We start from the raw sequence: 15,801 nt of genomic DNA on the forward strand, positions 1-15,801 counted from the left end.
CCACCGATGACCCCCACCCAGGACGCCTTCGCCCCGGGTTCCCGCATCGTCGTCCGGGACGAGGAATGGCTGGTGCGCAGCGTCAAGACCGGCACCGCCGACGGCACCATGATCAAGGCTGTCGGCGTCTCCGAGTTCGTGCAGGACGTCGAGGCGACCTTCTTCACCGGCCTGGAACACGTCCAGGCGATGCGTCCCGAGGACACGGTGCTGGTCCGGGACAACTCCTCCCGGTTTCGGCAGAGCCGGCTGTTCCTGGAGGCGGTGTTCCGGCGTACGCCGCTGCCCCGCACCGAGCGCGGCCTGGCGCTGGCCGACCGGTTCCTGCTCGACCCGCTGACCTACCAACAGCGCCCGGTCGAGCTGGCCCTGTCGGGCCTGCGCCCCCGGATCCTGCTCGCCGACGTGGTCGGGCTCGGCAAGACCCTGGAGGTCGGGTTGATCCTCGCCGAGCTGATCCGCCGGGGTCGGGGCGACCGCATCCTGGTGGTCTCGCCGCAGCAGGTCCTCGAACAGTTCCAGCGGGAACTCTGGACCCGCTTCGCCATCCCGCTGGTACGCCTCGACTCGACCGGCATCCAGCGTATCCAGCAGGAGATTCCCGCCGGACGGAACCCGTTCACCTACTTCAAGCGGGCCATCATCTCCGTCGACACCCTCAAGGACGCCGGCCAGTTCGGCCACCACCTCGACGCCACCGTGTGGGACGCGGTGGTCATCGACGAGTCACACAATCTCATCAACAAGGGCAGCCAGCGCAACGAGTTGGCCCGCCGGCTCGCCGCGAAGACCGACGCGCTGCTGCTGGCCAGCGCCACCCCGCACAACGGCGACAAGGAGTCCTTCGCCCAGCTGATCTCCCTGCTCGACCCGGCCGCGATCGCCAACCCGAAGGACTACCGGGCCGAGGACATCGCCCACCTCTACCTGCGCCGCACGAAGATCAGCCCAGAGGTACGCGACCAGATGGGCGACCGCTGGGCCGACCGTGGCCCATCCCAGGCCGTCCACTGCCCGGCGACCCCCGCCGAGGAGCAGATCTTCGACGAGTTGACCGACGTGTGGCTGGCCGGCAAGTGGAGCGACGAGGCAATCACCGGCCAGCACCGGCTATTCCCGTACACCTTGTTGAAGTCGTTCCTGTCGTCGCACCGGGCGCTGCACGACACGTTGACCAACCGGCGCAAGAAGGCCACCGGCACCGAGCGGACGGCGCTGGACCGGCTCGCGGAGCTGACCTCGGCGATGACCGACCGCGACTCCAGCAAGCTCACCAACCTCGTCGACGAGCTGAAGAGGATCGGCGTCGGCAAGGGCAGCGACACCCGCGCGGTGGTCTTCTCCGAGCGGGTGCCCACCATCAAGTGGCTCGCCGAAACTGTCCCCGCCTTGCTCGGCCTCAAGCCGAACGCCGTCCGGGTGCTTCACGGCGGCATCGCCGACAAAGACGAGCAGCGCATCCTCCATGAGTTCGAGCTGGCTGGCAGCGAGGTGCGGCTGCTGTTCACCGGCGACGTCGCCTCCGAGGGCGTCAACCTGCACCAGCAGTGCCACCACCTGATCCACTACGACATCCCGTGGAGCCTGATCCGCATCGAGCAGCGCAACGGCCGCATCGACAGGTACGGGCAGCGCCACCGGCCGCAGTTCCGGGCACTGATCCTCACCGCCGACCGGGAGGACGCCAAGGACGACCGGACGGTGTCCGAGAAGCTGCTCCACCGGGAGGAGAACGCCCACCGCAGCCTCGGCAGCGTCGAGGCCGCCACCGGCCTCTACGACGCGAAGGCCGAGGAGGACCGGCTGGTCCGCGACCTGCTCAACGGCAAGACCGTCGACGAGTCGTACGAGGCCGCGCACGCCGAGATCGACGTGATGGCCGACCTGTTCGGCGAGGTCGGCACCGCTCCCGTCGCCGTCGACGTCGCGCAGGCCCGGGTGCCGAAACTGTTCGACTCCACCCGCGACTTCGTCGACGCCGCGCTCAGTGAGATCTACGACGACCGGCCGGAGGACCGCATCGACCTGCGCCGGGAGGAGGAGCTGCTGACCTTCCTCGCCCCCGACGACCTGGTGCACCGGCTCACCGACCTGCCCCGCTCCTACCTGAGAGCCCACCAGGAGGGCGAGGAGCTGCGACTCAAGGTCACCTTCGACCGGCGGCTCGCCCAACGCAAGCTCGACCAGGCCCGGCAGAGCCGCACCCCGATGTGGCCGGAGATCGCCTTCCTCAGCGACGTGCACCCGATGGTGGACTGGCTGGTCGACAAGGTGCTCATCCGGCTGGGCCGCCAGCAGGCACCGGTGCTCACCGCCGACGTCACCGCGCCGGTCTTCCTGGTGCAGGGCGTCTACGCCAACCGCCTCGGCCAGCCCACCGTCGTGCAGTGGATGGCCGTCTCCGGCCTGCCCGACGAGCCGACCATCGACCCGATGGACGAGGCGCTGCGCGCGGCCGGCGTCGGCCCTCACATGGTCAACCGCGCCGAAGCTGTCGACGTCGAACCGCTGAGGCAGCTCCTACCGCAGGCCGTCGAGGTGGCCCGCCAGCATCTGGAGAGCAAACGTGCCGAGTGGGACGCGGCCAACGCCGAGCCGCTGAAGCGCTACCGCGACCAGCTGACCCACTTCGAGCAGGCCAGCCTGCTCGACGACCTGCCCGGCGTACACCGGGAGAGGCGCCGCCAGCGGGTCACCGCCACCGTCGCCGAGCAGCACGACCTGCTCGACCGCCTGGAAACCGACGGCGATCCGCTGCTGCGCATCCTCGCCGTCCTCGTCCCGTCCCCGGAGCGTGCCGCATGAGTTTCGAGTCGCTGACCAACCGCGGCGAGTACCTCTCCGCGCACTATCTCGCCGAGATCCTGCCCACCACCGTCAAGGGTGGCCTGGCCAAGCAGTGGGCCGAGCGGGAGAAGGCCGGCGACCAGACCCCGCGCACCGGCCTGCGGGGCATGCGCCGCCTCTACTTCGACGCGAAGGCCGAGCTGGCCGACGACGAGTTCTTCGACCCGGAGCGGCTGCGCAAGCTGCACCAGGAGATCCTGACGGCACTCGGGCTCGATCCGCAGCCGCAGACCATCACCGTCGAACGCGCCGGCCACGACCACGAAATCGCCGTCGCCCACGCCGAACTGGGCACCGCACACGGCATCGTCGCGCTGGACTGCGGCTGGGCCGTCGACACCGAGGCCGCCCAGGACCCGGACGGCGCCGGCCGGCTGCTCGACCCGGTCACCCTGCCCGGCAACGAGACCATCACCACCGGCGCGAAGCTCGCCTCCTGGCTCTTCGCCACCGAACAACCACCCCGGTACGTGCTGATCCTCAGCGGCGGCGTGGTCACCCTCGCCGACCGGGCCGCCTGGGGTGAGGGCCGCTACCTGGCCGTCAGCCTGGACACCCTCTACGCCCGCAACGACGACAAGGAGTACGACGTCGTCGCCGCCCTCTTCGGCGCGGACTCGCTGCGCCCACCCGCCGAGGGCGGCACCGAACCCCTCGCCGACCTGGTCGCCGGCTCCCGCCAGCACGCCGTCGGCGTCTCCAGCGAACTGCGCGAGGGGCTGAAGGTCTCCGTCGAGCTGATCGCCAACGAGGTCCTCGACCGCATCCGCCAGGCCGGCTACCAGCCGCACCAGGTGATGGACCTCGACGAACTGGCCAAGGAACTCAGCCGCGAGGCCCTGCGCTACCTCTACCGGATCCTCTTCCTGCTCTACGCCGAGTCCCGACCCGAGCTGGGCGTGCTGCCGGTCAACGACCCGCAGTACGTCGAGGGCTACAGCCTGGCCCGCATCGGCGACCTGGTCTCCCGCCGGCTCGCCCCCTCCGCCGAGGGCGGCCTCCACCTGCACGAGTCGCTGGACCTGCTGTTCCGCATGGTCAACGAGGGCCACCGCCCACGCGGCGGCGCCGAGGTCGCCGAGAAGACAAGCGAGGGCGAGGGCCTGCGCTTCGAGCCGATGCGCTCGGACCTGTTCCTGCCGGAGAAGACCAAACTCATCGGCCGGCTCATCCCCAGGCCCGACAGCGACGACCCGGACGACCCCGATGCGCCGACCATCGACACCCGGCTGCGCAACAAGGTCCTCTACCAGGTGCTGCGCCGGCTGATGCTCACCAAGGGCGGCAAGCGCCGCCGGGGCGGCTTCATCTCGTACGCCCAACTCGGCATCAACCAGCTCGGCGCGGTCTACGAGGGCCTGATGTCGTACACCGGTTTCGTCGCCACCGAGCAGCTCTACGAGGTCGCCAAGAACGGCGACCCGAAGGACGGCTCTTGGATGATCCCCGCCTCCAAGGCCGACGAGTACGACGACACCGTCTTCGTCTACAAGGAGGACCCGTACACCGGGGTGCGCAGCCGGGTCAGCTACGCCCCGGGCGCGTTCGTCTACCGGCTCGCCGGCCGGGACCGGCAGACCAGCGCCTCCTACTACACCCCGCAGTCGTTGACCGAGGTGACCGTCCAACTCGCCCTCAAGTACCGCCTCGACCAGGACGACACCGTCACGCCCGCCCGCGAACTGCTGGACTGGACGATCTGCGAGCCGGCGCTGGGCTCCGGCGCGTTCCTCAACGAGGCCATCAACCAGGTCGCCGCCGAATACCTGCGCCGCCGCCAGAAGGAACTCGACACCGCCCTCGACCCGGAGCAGTATCACCTGGAACTCCAGCGGGTGAAGGCGTACATCGCCCTGCACAACAGCTACGGCGTCGACCTCAACCGCACCGCCGTCGAGCTGGCCGAGGTCTCCCTCTGGCTCAACGTCATGCACGCCGGCCTGCAAGCCCCCTGGTTCGGCCTGCACCTGCAACGCGGCAACTCCCTCATCGGCTGCGGACGCAAGACCTACGAGCCGAAGCAGCTTGCGGACAAGTCGTGGCTGACCACCGCCCCGGCCGAGAAGCCGTTCCGGGACGGCCCGATCGACGAGGGCAGCATCCACCACTTCCTGCTCCCCGCCGACGGCTGGGGCGCGGTAGCGGGGGAGAAGGAGGCCCGCGAACTGGCCCCGGCCGAAACCGCCCGGTTGAAGGCATGGCGTACGGCGATGAAGCGCACCCCCTCCGCCAAGGGCAAGAACTCGCAGGTCAAACGCTTGCAGGCGCTCGCCGGTCGGGTCGAGTTCCTGTGGGGGCTGGTGCAGCAGCGCCTCGCTATCTCGGAGGCGGAGATCCGCCGCGACATCGCCGTCTGGGGAGCCGACGACCTGCCGCCGGTCACCGAGGCGGTGCCCCGGGAGAGAATCCTCGCCGACCTGACCGCGCCCGGCACCCCCTATTGGCGGCTCAAGACCCTGATGGACGTGTGGTGCGCCCTCTGGTTCTGGCCCCTGGACAAGGTCGGCCTCCTCGACGGCTCCGACCCCGCCTACCCGGCAGCCCCCGTCCAGGTCGCCCACGTCAAGGACGAGCCGGCGTATGACGCACCGGTGGTCTACGAGGTCGCGGACCTCCTCGGCAACGTGCTGCCTCAGCAGACGAAGTTGCCCACCAAGGCGACCGGCACCCGCCGGACCACCGTGGCGGAACAGCTCCGCGAGCAGGTCCCCCCGACCAACCTGGACGACTGGCTGACGTTCGCGGAGGCGCTGATCGGCCGCACCGACGCCGACGAGAACACCGAACGCTTCTACGGCCGCAAGCTAGACAGCCTCGCCGAGATGAGCGACTTCGAGCAGAAGCTCGACGGGGTGATCGGCGTAGACTCGCCGTGGATGCTCGCCGACCGCTTCCCGTGGCTGCTCGCCGCCGAGCGGATCGCCGACCAGCAGGGCTTCTTCCACTGGGAACTAACGTTCGCCCAGGCTTTCGGGACGGGTGGCTTCGACCTTCAGGTCGGCAACCCGCCCTGGGTACGTCCGACGTGGATGGAAGACGTGGTCCTCGCCGAGCGCGAGCCATGGTTCAAGCTAGCCGAGGGTCAAGCAGTTGAGGTGTGGCTCGAACGAAGGTCCGCCACTTTGGGCCGCGCTCGCCACGCAAACTACTACCTGCGTGAGAAGGCAAAGATTGCTAGCGCGACCGCGTTCTTTGGCTCCAGCACTACCTATCCAGCTCTTGTGGGAACCCAACCAAATCTATATCGCGCTTTCGCAATCCGATCGTGGATGAATGCCGATCGGCGGGGAATCAGTGGCCTCTTGCACCCCGATACTCATTTCACAGGCACAAAGGAAGGCGTGTTGCGGGAAGCTTGCTATCGTCGAATGCGCTTTCATGCTCACTTCGTAAATCAGCGCAAACAGTTCCTGTTTAACGAGATTGACAATCACGTCGAGTTTGGGATTCATGTATATGGATTCGAGCGGCAAATATCCTTTCAGCAGGCCGCATGGCTCTACGATCCCTCGACGCTCACGGCATCGTTTAGTCACGATGGAAAGGGTGATCTGCCGGGCCTGAAGTTCGCTGGCGACTGGGACATGAGGCCGCATGCGAACCGCTTGGTGCGAGTGGATCGGTCCGTGCTCGAAGGTTGGCGGCAGTTGTCGGGTGACGTCAGCTCTGTGGTTGAGCAGACAAAGTTGCTCTACCCTGTCACTATTGCCGAAGAAGCTGCGATCGGCGCCCTGACGCAGGTGCGGCGACGGTTAAGTGCGGACGACCCTTTGATCAGCAGTGGCTACCACGAAAAAGGTGCCAAGAAGTCTGGACTTATCAAATGGGAAACTTTCGACCCGGGCGATTGGTCCGAAGTAGTGCTTCAAGGGCCGCACTTCGGTATTGCGACTCCTCTCGCCAAGCACCCCAATATTCCCTGCCGCAGCAATAAGGACTACGAGAGCTGGGACCTAACGGAGGCAAGCGCTGAATCGGTCCCCCGCACCAACTATCGCCGCGCATGTGGCCATGCTCGCTACGCAGCAGCTCAGGACGTGTGGCAGGGTCGTCCCTATACCGAGTTTTATCGCCTTGCATGGCGAGTCATGATACCCCCAACGAACGAACGCAGTCTCTATGCGGCGATCATTCCGCCAGGCCCCGCACATGTGGATGCCGTCAATTCGATGAGCGTTGAAAAACTGCAATTGGTGCTTTCTGCGGGGTTCTGGGCCAGCTTACCGTTGGATTACCTCCTACGAGTAAGTGGCCGGTCACACCTTAGAGCGAGCGATGCAAGCATCATGCCGACGGGTGAACCCGATCATCCTCTTGCAGCGCCCGTGTTGGTTAGGGCGCTGCGGCTGAACTGCGTGACCGAGGCATACAGTGCGCTATGGAAGGAGGTGTTTGATGATCGATTGCTTGCAGATTGCGAATGGGCGGTGGATTGGCGAGGCTTGACTTCGTTGGATGAAGGGCTCGCGCCCACCTGGCAGCACACTTCGCCTCTGCGAACTGAGCGTGCTCGGCGAGCGGCTTCCGTCGAACTGGATGCTTTGATCGCAGTCTGGCTGGGGATTGACGTCGAGGGTCTTATTGCGATTTACCGGTCACGCTATGCTGTGTTGAACAGCTATGAAAGCGACATGTGGTTTGACTCTGAGGGACGCAGGATTGCTCGCGAATTTCATGCCCAGGGTGTGCGCCAAGCGAAAACTGCTTTCGGGCAGTTGATGTCTCATCTTGAGAGCCCGGTGAGGTGTCCGGTGCCGGAGGGATACAGTGCGCCGTTCTTCAAGGCGGATCGGGAGAACGAGTACCGACAGGCGCATGCTGTGTTCAGCAAGCAGCTTCAGGATGCGATCGATGGGGGTTGGCAGCCGTCGTAGCCTGCGCGTACCCCTTCTCGCTCCGAAGGAGACCAGGTTGGCTCCGAACAATCATCAGAAGCACCAGGCTGGGCGGCACCTTGTGGTGGCCGAGGCGTTGTTGCAGGGATATTCGGCTGGTCTGCATGGCGCGCAGACCTTCGTGAAGATCAACGATAGGACGGCTGCCGTGCAGGTGGCAGCGCAGGGTGGCTGGATGATCGCGGACATCGACAAGATGACCGCGATGTCGGTCGACCTCTATGTCCTCGTGGATGTGACCGACGGTCGTCGGGACTTCTACGTCGTGCCCGGCAATGATCTGCGGGCCGGGGTGCGTGCGCGGCACGAGGGATTCATGGCGAGTGTTGGCGGAGTCCGACCGCGTAACCCGGACAGCCGACATACGGCGATCTATCCATCTAACGTGGAGACGTGGCGGAACCGGTGGTCGCTGTTCGACCAGGAGATCCAGCCTGCCGGTGGGGACACGACTGCCTGACCGGTCGTGCATCGGGAGCGCTTCCGGCGCATCCGCCGGCTGCGCTCCCGTCTGCTGTACGGCTCAGTGCGATGTCTTGGTGGACCGGACGAAGCGGGTCCAGGAGGTGGGGGAGAAAGTGAGGGCAGGCCCGGCCGGGTTCTTGCTGTCGCGCACCGCGACGAAGCCGGGCAGGTTGTCGGCGACCTCCACGCAGTTCCCGTTGTTGTCGCCGCTGCGGGTGCTCTTGCGCCACTGTGCGCCGAGCAGATCGTCAGCCATGGTGGACCTCTTCCTTGATCTTGCCGATCATCCTTCTTGATTGTTGCTCATCAAGGGAGAGGTCGACGAGGCTCGCCCAGACCTTCTCGTAGACCGCGAATTCTTCTGGCCTGTCAAGGTAGAGCGCCCCGGTCACCGACTCGCTGTAGACGACGGATGGATCAGGCACGACCCGGTTGCCAAGCGGGAAGTCGAGCATAACGAAGGCCCCGGCCAGAGCGCCGTAGTGAGCCCCGGCTGACAGCGGAAGAACGCGGATCGACACGTTGGGAAGAGTGGTGCGTTCAAGCAGACGGTCAAGTTGCTCGGACATGACTGTGGGGCCGCCAACGCATCGAAGCAGTACCGCCTCCGACAGGATCCATTCCAGCTTTGGCGCCTTCGGGAGGCGGCGAACAACGATCTCTTGCCGTCGGCTGCGGACCTCCAGAACCTCTTCCAACTCGTTTGGCGGCATGTTGGGGCGGTTCTGGTAGACGCCGCGCGTATAAGCCGGGGTCTGAAGTAGACCTGGTATCAGGGTGTCGTCGTGTTCGCGGAGGCGGGAGGCGGCGGATTCGAGGCCGACGTACAGCTCGAACCAGTCTGGGATGGCGTCGCCGTAGGAGTGCCACCAGCCTTTGGCCTTGGTTTCGTGGGCCAGGGCGGTGAGGGCGGCGGTCAGCTCGGGGGTGGCGGCGTACAGGTCGCAGAGGGCCTTGACGTCGACGGCGCGGGTGGGGCCGAGGCCGGTCTCGATGCGCCACATCTTCTGCCGGCTGCACTGCATGGCCTCGGCCGCGCCGTCGAGGGTCATGCGTGCCTCGGTGCGCAGGTCGCGTAGTGCCCGCCCGAGCTGTCGCCTGGGGACTGTCGAGCCCATGTCGTCGGCCATCGGCCACCCCTCTCGTGTTGCGTTTTGTTACATCCGGACGCCATCGGTGAAACGTGGAACGGTTGCCGGATAATCGATTACTCCCAGCACCGCCCGCACGAGAGTCATTACGTCTCTGACCATACAAGACACCCCTGACAGCAGTCATCATCACGCAATTCCCATGCGTGGCCATTGGCGTATCGGAGCGTGGGCCGGTGGTCGGTGGACAGAGACGGGTTGGCTGGTGGCCCTGCAACACTCTGCGATCTATCTGTGCAACATCGGCGGATTGCGGTAAAGAAAGTCAGCGAAATCGCGCGGAATTGCGCTGTCAGACGTTGCGTTTCGCCTGCGTACTGTCATTTGATGGCCGCAGCGCGGCGGCCGGGTCTTCCCCCGAACCGGCCGCCGCGTTTCCTGGCGCGGGGGCGCTGGTCCACCTCCTCGGCCCGCCGGATGTGCGCGACAGGCAGAACGATCCACGCGGGGAGTCGGGACAGGACATCGAGCCGGCAAGGGAGGCGTAGCGGGACATGGGCAGGCGATGGAAGTGGTTCCTGCGGCCCGGGAAGGTCGCGCTGGATCTGACCGGGCAGGCGGTACCGGACGGGGACGTGCCGGGGCGGTTCCGGCGATTGGTGGTCGAGCATGTCGTACCGGAGCTGCGAGAAACCTCGCGCTGCGACGGCGCGCTCGTCTACGAACTGCCCGAGGAACGGTCGGCGTCGGGCCGAAACCAGCGTGCGAGCCGCTACGACCCGGGTCGTGCCGGCGGGAATCGGGGACGGTTCGTGACGCCGGCCCGTGTGGCGCCGTCCGACGGTGAGCCGGTCGAGGCCGCGCCGCCGGACGATCTCCTCGCCACCGCCGCCCAGCTCGAACAGGCGAACCGTGTGGCTGACCTGCACTGGCGCAGTCCCATGGAGGATCCGCCTACCCCCAGGTGCCCGGAGTGTCGCGCGGACGGCACCTGCCCCCGGGCGGCCTGGGCCGACGAGATCCTCATGCGCTGCCTCCGGTCGTACCTGCGATGAACGCCTTCGATCTGTCGCCCGCGCAGATTCGCAACCGGCTGATCCTGCGGGCCCGCCAGGCGGCCCTGGCCGCCAATTTCCGGCCGCAGCCCCCGGGGTGTCCACGCGGTCCCGCTCAGGCGATGCCGACGACAGCCCGCGTGCCGGTCGTCCCGCGCGTGTCCGTCGCTGCGGGGGACGTGGTCCGGCTCGCTGAGTCCGACCATCGGTACGCCACTGGACCGATCCGGCTGCGGATCGTCCGGATCCGGCCGGACATCAGCGAATGGTACGAGGGCGAGTGGGTGTGGCTCGAAGGCGTCGAGATCGGACCGGACGACCAGGACGGCCCGTTCCGGCCGGTGTTGGTCAGGGTGGCAGCGTTACGGGCGCGTGCCAGTCTGTGAGACCCGACGCGGTCTCGCCGAACGCATCCGCTCTCACCGAAAGCAGCGCCCGATCCCCGTGGCGGCGCCTCGGCCACGGCCGTCCAACCATTCCCATCGGATGTTGTGGACGTCAGTCCGACGGAGGAGAGGGTATTGGTCCGAGTCACGAGATGGTCGGCTTATCGCCGCCAACCGATCAGCCAGGTTGATGACCCCATGTCTCCGGCTATGCTCGCCCGATGAAAACGCGGTGGCGGTGAGCGGGTGACTACGTACCGACGTCGGGGGCATTGGCGAAAGAGTTCGAACGGCTCTCTGCACTGGGTGAACACCCACAAGGTGACACGTTCGTCTTCGAGGTTCTCCGCACCACGTCGTCATATTTATACGAGATCGACTTCGCTGGTCTCCAACCGTGCGGTGCCCAGCAGACCGGTGGGATGGATTAGCCCTAATGCCCGTTGCCCCGCCTGCGGCGCATTGGTCTACTTCTACGCGAACCAGCACGGCAGCCGTGTCTTCTTTGATCAACTGGGACCGCCATGGCCCAAGCACCCGTGCACCGACAACGGCACCGCGCACGTGACCTTGGTGGGTGGCCGCCAGATGCCAAGCCGTCACGACTTCAGGCTCGCGCAGAACCCGGGCCGCCTGCGTGACCTTCGCTGGAATCCTTATGCGGTGAAGGGGGTCACCGTTGAGAGCGGCTACTCGCGCATAATTCTCCAGCCGCTCAACGGGTCCGGGATCGGACCCACCTGGATTGTCTCGGAGCGGGTGTCGCTCCGAGCGGATGATGTCGTGTTCGTGAGAGCGCGGCATATGTCTTACTTTGATAGCAATGTGGGCGCGCCCGTAGTTCTCGAAGATGCCAGGCGCGCTGCGGGGCTTGCTCGGAAGGCAATCACTGAACGAGACAAGCAGCACATCCTGGCGATGCTGGATTCGCAGGTCGCTGCGGGCGAGATGACGCTCGAGGAGATGGCGGCGGTGACGACAGCCGTCGTGGCGGCACGAGATTGCGGCGATGTCGCCAGCGCCCTCAAGATCAAGGTTACGGACCTCAAGGTCGCACCGCCCCGTCCCCGCGACCTGTTGCTGCTCGCGATCGCGTTCATACTCATGGTCGTGGCGACCAGTTCCGCCAACGGCGCACGTTCCGTGCAGATAATGTTGCCCGGACTGCTGCTCATGGCTACGGCGGTATACCGCCTCAACCCGAGCTTGGGCCGTGGGCCGAGGATCCTCTTCGCCGTGACGACAGCCCTGGTGGCGATCTGTCCCGCTGGGGTCATCGGCGGCGCGATCCAGGTCGAACTCCTCAATCACTGACTGGGCAGGGGGCAGGGTCGGTCTCCGAGTGCACGGGTCTCTGGATCGCCTTGGTGGCAGTCGCATTTCACGCTGGGGGCGTCGGCGGCACCTGACACCCGTAGTCAGCTGTCGATGAGCCGGAGGTAGACCGTGCCGCTGGTGGTGTCGGGGTAGACAAGGCCGTTGTAGTGGGTGCTCCGTACGTCCTCGGCGTACTGCCCGCTGACCTGCCAGGTGCCGTCGGCGCGCAGGAACGGTGGCAACTCGGCGTCAGCGGTTCGTCCCAGCAGGCTGGTGCGGGCTCCAGTTGTACTGTTTGACGGTCGCTACCAGGGCGTCGGGCCGCAGCACGACAAGGGCCTCGATGCGGGTGTCGTCGGACCGGGCACCCGCGGTTGTCCATGCCGGCCGTTGACGCCTGCCAATGCGCCTCTGCGAAGTCGCCGAGGTGCGAGAACCGTTTGGCGGTCGGTTCCCGGTCGGTCCAAACCGGTGCTGGGCTCACGCTAGCGGCGCCTCCGGTCGGCTGCCTGTCGGCGGGAGTGTCGCTCACACAGCCGGCGGGGACCAGGACGATCGCTACCGCCAAGGAACCCGCCGCGACGGTCAGCCGAGCGGGTGCCTCACCATGGCATCCACCTTGATGGCAGTCCAATGGCGAGCGAGTTATCGGGGCGGCGGCGGAGATCGCCTGGGCGTGCGCTTCGGCGAGGCTCTGCACCCCGGCGAGCTTTGGTCTGAATGCGTGCGCCGCCTGCATTTGCTAGTACGGCAGCCGCCGTTCGGGATCATGGCTGGAGTTCGAGGTTGAGGCGTCGGGTGTAGTGGGCTTGGCGGGCTCGGGCTTGATGGCGGCGGCGCCAGTCTGACCAGCGCAGACGGTGGGCGAGGTCGCGGATCGGGCGGAGTACGAGGGTGTTGATCAGCCGGCGGGTCTCGTTGACGGTCAGCTTGATCAGACCGGTGTCGGTGGAATCATCGTCGGCTTCGGCGGCGCAGATCGCCAAGACGGCGAGGGCGGCCAGGGCGAGGGTGGTGAAGCGGTGCCAGGAGTCCCAGCGGCGGACTTGGTGTTGGTCGAGGCCGACCTGGCCCTTGGCGGCTTGGAAGCTTTCCTCGACCGTCCAGCGGATGCCGGCGACCCTCACGAGCTGGGCGAGGGTGGCCGGTCTGGGTGTCCAGCAGCGGTAGAAGGCCAGTTCACCGGTGGTGGTGTTGCGGCGGATCAGGAGGCTGTGGTGGCCGCCGTCGTCGGGGTCGGCGTCGGTGCAGACGTCGTCGAGCCAGGCCCAGTCGTAGAAACGCGGGCCCTTGGATCCGGCGCCAGCGCTGCGGCGCTGCCACGCCGAGGCCGGCAGGCCGGCGGCGACCCGGTCAGCCCGCACCCGAGTCTTCCCGCCGTCGAGAGGGACCAGGTGGCTGCGGGACACGGCCAGGACGTAGCCCAGGTGGTGTTCACGCAGGCGAGCACGGAAGACACTGCTGTTGCCGTAGGCCTCGTCCGCAGCCGCCCACCCAGCGGGGACGCCGGCGTCGAGGGCAGCGGTGATCATGTCGGCGGCCAGCTCGGACTTCGTGGCGAAGACGACCTCGTCGGGAACTCCGGCGGCCTGGCATCTGTCCCGGTCATCGGTCCACGACACCGGCAGGTAGACCCGGCGGTCGATCAGTGTGTGCCCATGCCGGCTGGCGTAGCCACAGAACACCCCTACCTGCGCGTTCTCGATCCGGCCGGCGGTGCCGGTGTACTGGCGTTGCACCCCAACCGTATGCGTGCCCTTCTTCAGATCCCCGGTCTCGTCAACGACCAGCACCGCGTCCGAGTCACCGAACCGGGCCACGACCACGTCACGCAGATCGTCGCGGACGGCGTCGGCATCCCACACCGCCCGATACAACAACCTCTGCATCGCGTCCGGCCGGGCATGCCCGGCCTGCTCCGCCAACTGCCAGCACGTCTTGACCTCGATATCCGCCAGCAGCCCGGTCACGAACGCCGCCGCAGCCCGCCGCGGCTCGACCCGCCCGAACCGACCCGCGAACGCATCACACACCCCGGCCAGAACCCGCCGCCACCGGGCAGGGTTTACGCTGTGGCACGCGGCCACCGCCAGATCTGAAGTTATGTCCACAGCAGACAGACGATCACGCGGTGGCCGCACCTCGTCTACCCGGCCCCACCAGCGACATCTCAAACGGCGGCTGCCGTACTAGCCCCTCCGGCTCGACGCGCACTTCCTCTCCGCTGCGGGCCCTTGCGCTGAAGAGGGGTATCAGTCTCCGTCGAGGGCAACCGGCCGTCCGTCGATTCGCATCTCCAGCAGGTTGAACCCGTCGAACCTGGCGGTGCCCGTGAAGATCGACTCACTCGCAAGGGAGTGTCGGAGAAGTGGTTTCAGGTCGGAGAAGGTGTGAAGTTTGTCCAAGTGGTCGATGTTCACCCAATCTAGTGCCCCCTCGTCGCATTCTGAAATGGGCTCATCGTGCGTCGAGGCGACCACCACGAAGTTCAGAATCTGTTTTCCAGCGAACCCGTCGATGTGCATGACGCCGGCAATCCGGGGTGCTTCCAGTTTGACGCCGGCCTCCTCCATCGCCTCTCGGGTCGCGCTCGCCAGGATGTCTTCGCCCGCTTCCACGTGGCCGCCGATTCCGTTGTGGATACCGACGCGCTCGCTCTTCTCGCCAGCCGTGTCGCCGTCGCCGCTCTGGTAGCGAATGAGTAACACCTCGTCGCCGCGCAGGACGAAGATGAGCGTCCGCAGGATCACCGTGTGTCTCGCCGTGTTCGCCATGCCCGACCTCTCCTCGCTGTCGCAATTCGGCATCACTATAGCGGGCAGAGGGATGGTGGTCGAGCTATGAATTAATCTCATTAACGGGTGCGGCGACAGGTTCATCGTGCTAACAAGATCGGCCGCCGGATGCGGCCCTCTTGTGTTGGCCGCCGGGCCGGATCAAGCCGCCCAGACAGCGTGGTTTTGATGGAATCGGTCGAAAGTTCCGGCTTCGCTGGTGGTTGAAAATGATGACTTATCGCAAACCGGCGGGCACACCACCCTGCTAAGGTCATCGACAGTTCTCGTCGGAGATCCAACATGTGGAATTGCTTGAGTCGAGCGACTTCTGTTCGGAGTACACAACCCAACTTGTCTTGGAGTTACTCATGGAACACTCGCGGACGGGCGTGGACAGGTCGAAACTCCTAGCGGCGCAGAAGCTGATCGCAGAAGCGTTTGGCGAGGATTCTCCGGAGGCCCTGGAGAGGTCGGCTGACCGATTCGCCCGCTGGCAGGAGGCGGCGCTTTCGACGCCACGCGAAGCGTATGACCCCGACGATGTCCGGCTGTATGAGAGGGCCCCCGGCAGCCACGTCGGTCTCATCACGATCAAGGTCACGGCGTACAGTTCCTGCGAGCATCACTATGCCCCGTCATGGCTGAAGGCCACTATCGGCTACGTGCCGGACCGCTCGATCATCGGATATTCAAAAATGGTCAAGATGTTCCGACACTTCGCATGCAGATACACGATGGACGAGCGACTGTGCGATGAGTTCGTCGAGGAGTTCCGCACCAAGGTGGCACCCAAAGGGGTGGGCGTCCTCCTGCGCGGCAAGCATTTCTGCGTTCTTTCACGCGGTGGATCGGAAACCGACTTCCCGACGGTCACGGCGTTGTGGGGCGTCCTCCGGAACGACGAATCCGTACGCCGCGAGTTCTATCAGCACGGGTTTGCGTCGTGGTCCGACGGAGCCTGACCTGGA

Annotated in this window: 12 protein-coding genes; 7 read left to right on the forward strand and 5 right to left on the reverse strand. The window is 66.1% G+C overall.

Going from position 1 to position 15,801, the window contains the following annotated elements; all coding sequences use genetic code 11:
- Positions 1 to 6 precede the first annotated feature (6 nt).
- From O7605_RS25940 to O7605_RS25950, 3 genes are read left to right on the forward strand one after another with little or no spacing between them, the layout of a single operon-like run.
- Positions 7 to 2,805: a helicase-related protein gene (locus tag O7605_RS25940; RefSeq protein WP_269741589.1), complete on the forward strand. Its 2,799-nt coding sequence runs from the start codon at positions 7 to 9 to the stop codon at positions 2,803 to 2,805.
- The gene (locus O7605_RS25945; RefSeq protein WP_269741590.1) at positions 2,802 to 7,721 is read left to right on the forward strand and encodes a class I SAM-dependent DNA methyltransferase; all 4,920 of its coding nucleotides are present in this window, start codon (positions 2,802 to 2,804) and stop codon (positions 7,719 to 7,721) included. Before O7605_RS25940 ends, O7605_RS25945 begins: the two co-directional genes overlap by 4 nt.
- Before the next feature lie 37 nt (positions 7,722 to 7,758).
- Complete coding sequence (locus O7605_RS25950; RefSeq protein WP_269741591.1) at positions 7,759 to 8,202, forward strand: hypothetical protein; 444 nt, start codon at positions 7,759 to 7,761, stop codon at positions 8,200 to 8,202.
- 63 nt (positions 8,203 to 8,265) lie between these two features.
- On the opposite strand, the gene O7605_RS25955 is transcribed toward O7605_RS25950, so the two are convergent.
- Together O7605_RS25955 and O7605_RS25960 are read right to left on the reverse strand one after the other, a co-directional pair.
- Positions 8,266 to 8,463, reverse strand: coding sequence for a DUF397 domain-containing protein (locus O7605_RS25955; protein WP_269741592.1), 198 nt, complete (start codon positions 8,461 to 8,463; stop codon positions 8,266 to 8,268).
- Complete coding sequence (locus O7605_RS25960) at positions 8,456 to 9,337, reverse strand: helix-turn-helix domain-containing protein (RefSeq protein WP_269741593.1); 882 nt, start codon at positions 9,335 to 9,337, stop codon at positions 8,456 to 8,458. Before O7605_RS25960 ends, O7605_RS25955 begins: the two co-directional genes overlap by 8 nt.
- Before the next feature lie 515 nt (positions 9,338 to 9,852).
- Between O7605_RS25960 and O7605_RS25965 the strand changes: the two genes are divergently transcribed.
- The 3 genes from O7605_RS25965 to O7605_RS25975 all read left to right on the forward strand — a co-directional run bounded on the left by O7605_RS25965 (position 9,853) and on the right by O7605_RS25975 (position 12,053).
- Entirely contained in the window at positions 9,853 to 10,353 is a 501-nt protein-coding gene (locus O7605_RS25965; protein ID WP_269741594.1) for a hypothetical protein, read from the forward strand.
- A complete protein-coding gene (locus O7605_RS25970; RefSeq protein ID WP_269741595.1) occupies positions 10,350 to 10,739 on the forward strand; it encodes a hypothetical protein in 390 nt (129 codons plus the stop codon). The genes O7605_RS25965 and O7605_RS25970 overlap by 4 nt, the downstream gene beginning before the upstream one ends.
- Positions 10,740 to 11,201: 462 nt before the next feature.
- Positions 11,202 to 12,053 (forward strand): hypothetical protein, encoded by an 852-nt coding sequence (locus tag O7605_RS25975; RefSeq protein WP_269741596.1) that lies wholly within the window; start codon positions 11,202 to 11,204, stop codon positions 12,051 to 12,053.
- Positions 12,054 to 12,157: 104 nt separating this feature from the next.
- Here the strand turns inward: O7605_RS25975 and O7605_RS25980 are convergent, their stop codons facing one another.
- From O7605_RS25980 to O7605_RS25990, 3 genes are all read right to left on the reverse strand, one after another.
- Positions 12,158 to 12,298, reverse strand: a complete 141-nt coding sequence (locus O7605_RS25980; RefSeq protein ID WP_269741597.1) for a hypothetical protein — start codon at positions 12,296 to 12,298, stop codon at positions 12,158 to 12,160.
- A 525-nt stretch (positions 12,299 to 12,823) separates the two neighbouring features.
- On the reverse strand, positions 12,824 to 14,143 hold the full coding sequence (locus tag O7605_RS25985; protein ID WP_443083905.1) for an IS701 family transposase: 1,320 nt from the start codon (positions 14,141 to 14,143) through the stop codon (positions 12,824 to 12,826).
- A gap of 165 nt (positions 14,144 to 14,308) precedes the next feature.
- Positions 14,309 to 14,830, reverse strand: a complete 522-nt coding sequence (locus O7605_RS25990) for an NUDIX domain-containing protein (RefSeq protein ID WP_269741598.1) — start codon at positions 14,828 to 14,830, stop codon at positions 14,309 to 14,311.
- Between the two features lie 311 nt (positions 14,831 to 15,141).
- Here O7605_RS25990 and O7605_RS25995 point away from each other — a divergent pair, with 311 nt between their 5' ends.
- On the forward strand, positions 15,142 to 15,795 hold the full coding sequence (locus O7605_RS25995; RefSeq protein ID WP_269741599.1) for a GTP cyclohydrolase I: 654 nt from the start codon (positions 15,142 to 15,144) through the stop codon (positions 15,793 to 15,795).
- Positions 15,796 to 15,801 lie beyond the last annotated feature (6 nt).

This window comes from Verrucosispora sp. WMMA2121, from assembly GCF_027460185.1.
In the GTDB taxonomy this organism is placed as follows: Bacteria; Actinomycetota; Actinomycetes; order Mycobacteriales; family Micromonosporaceae; genus Micromonospora; species Micromonospora palythoicola.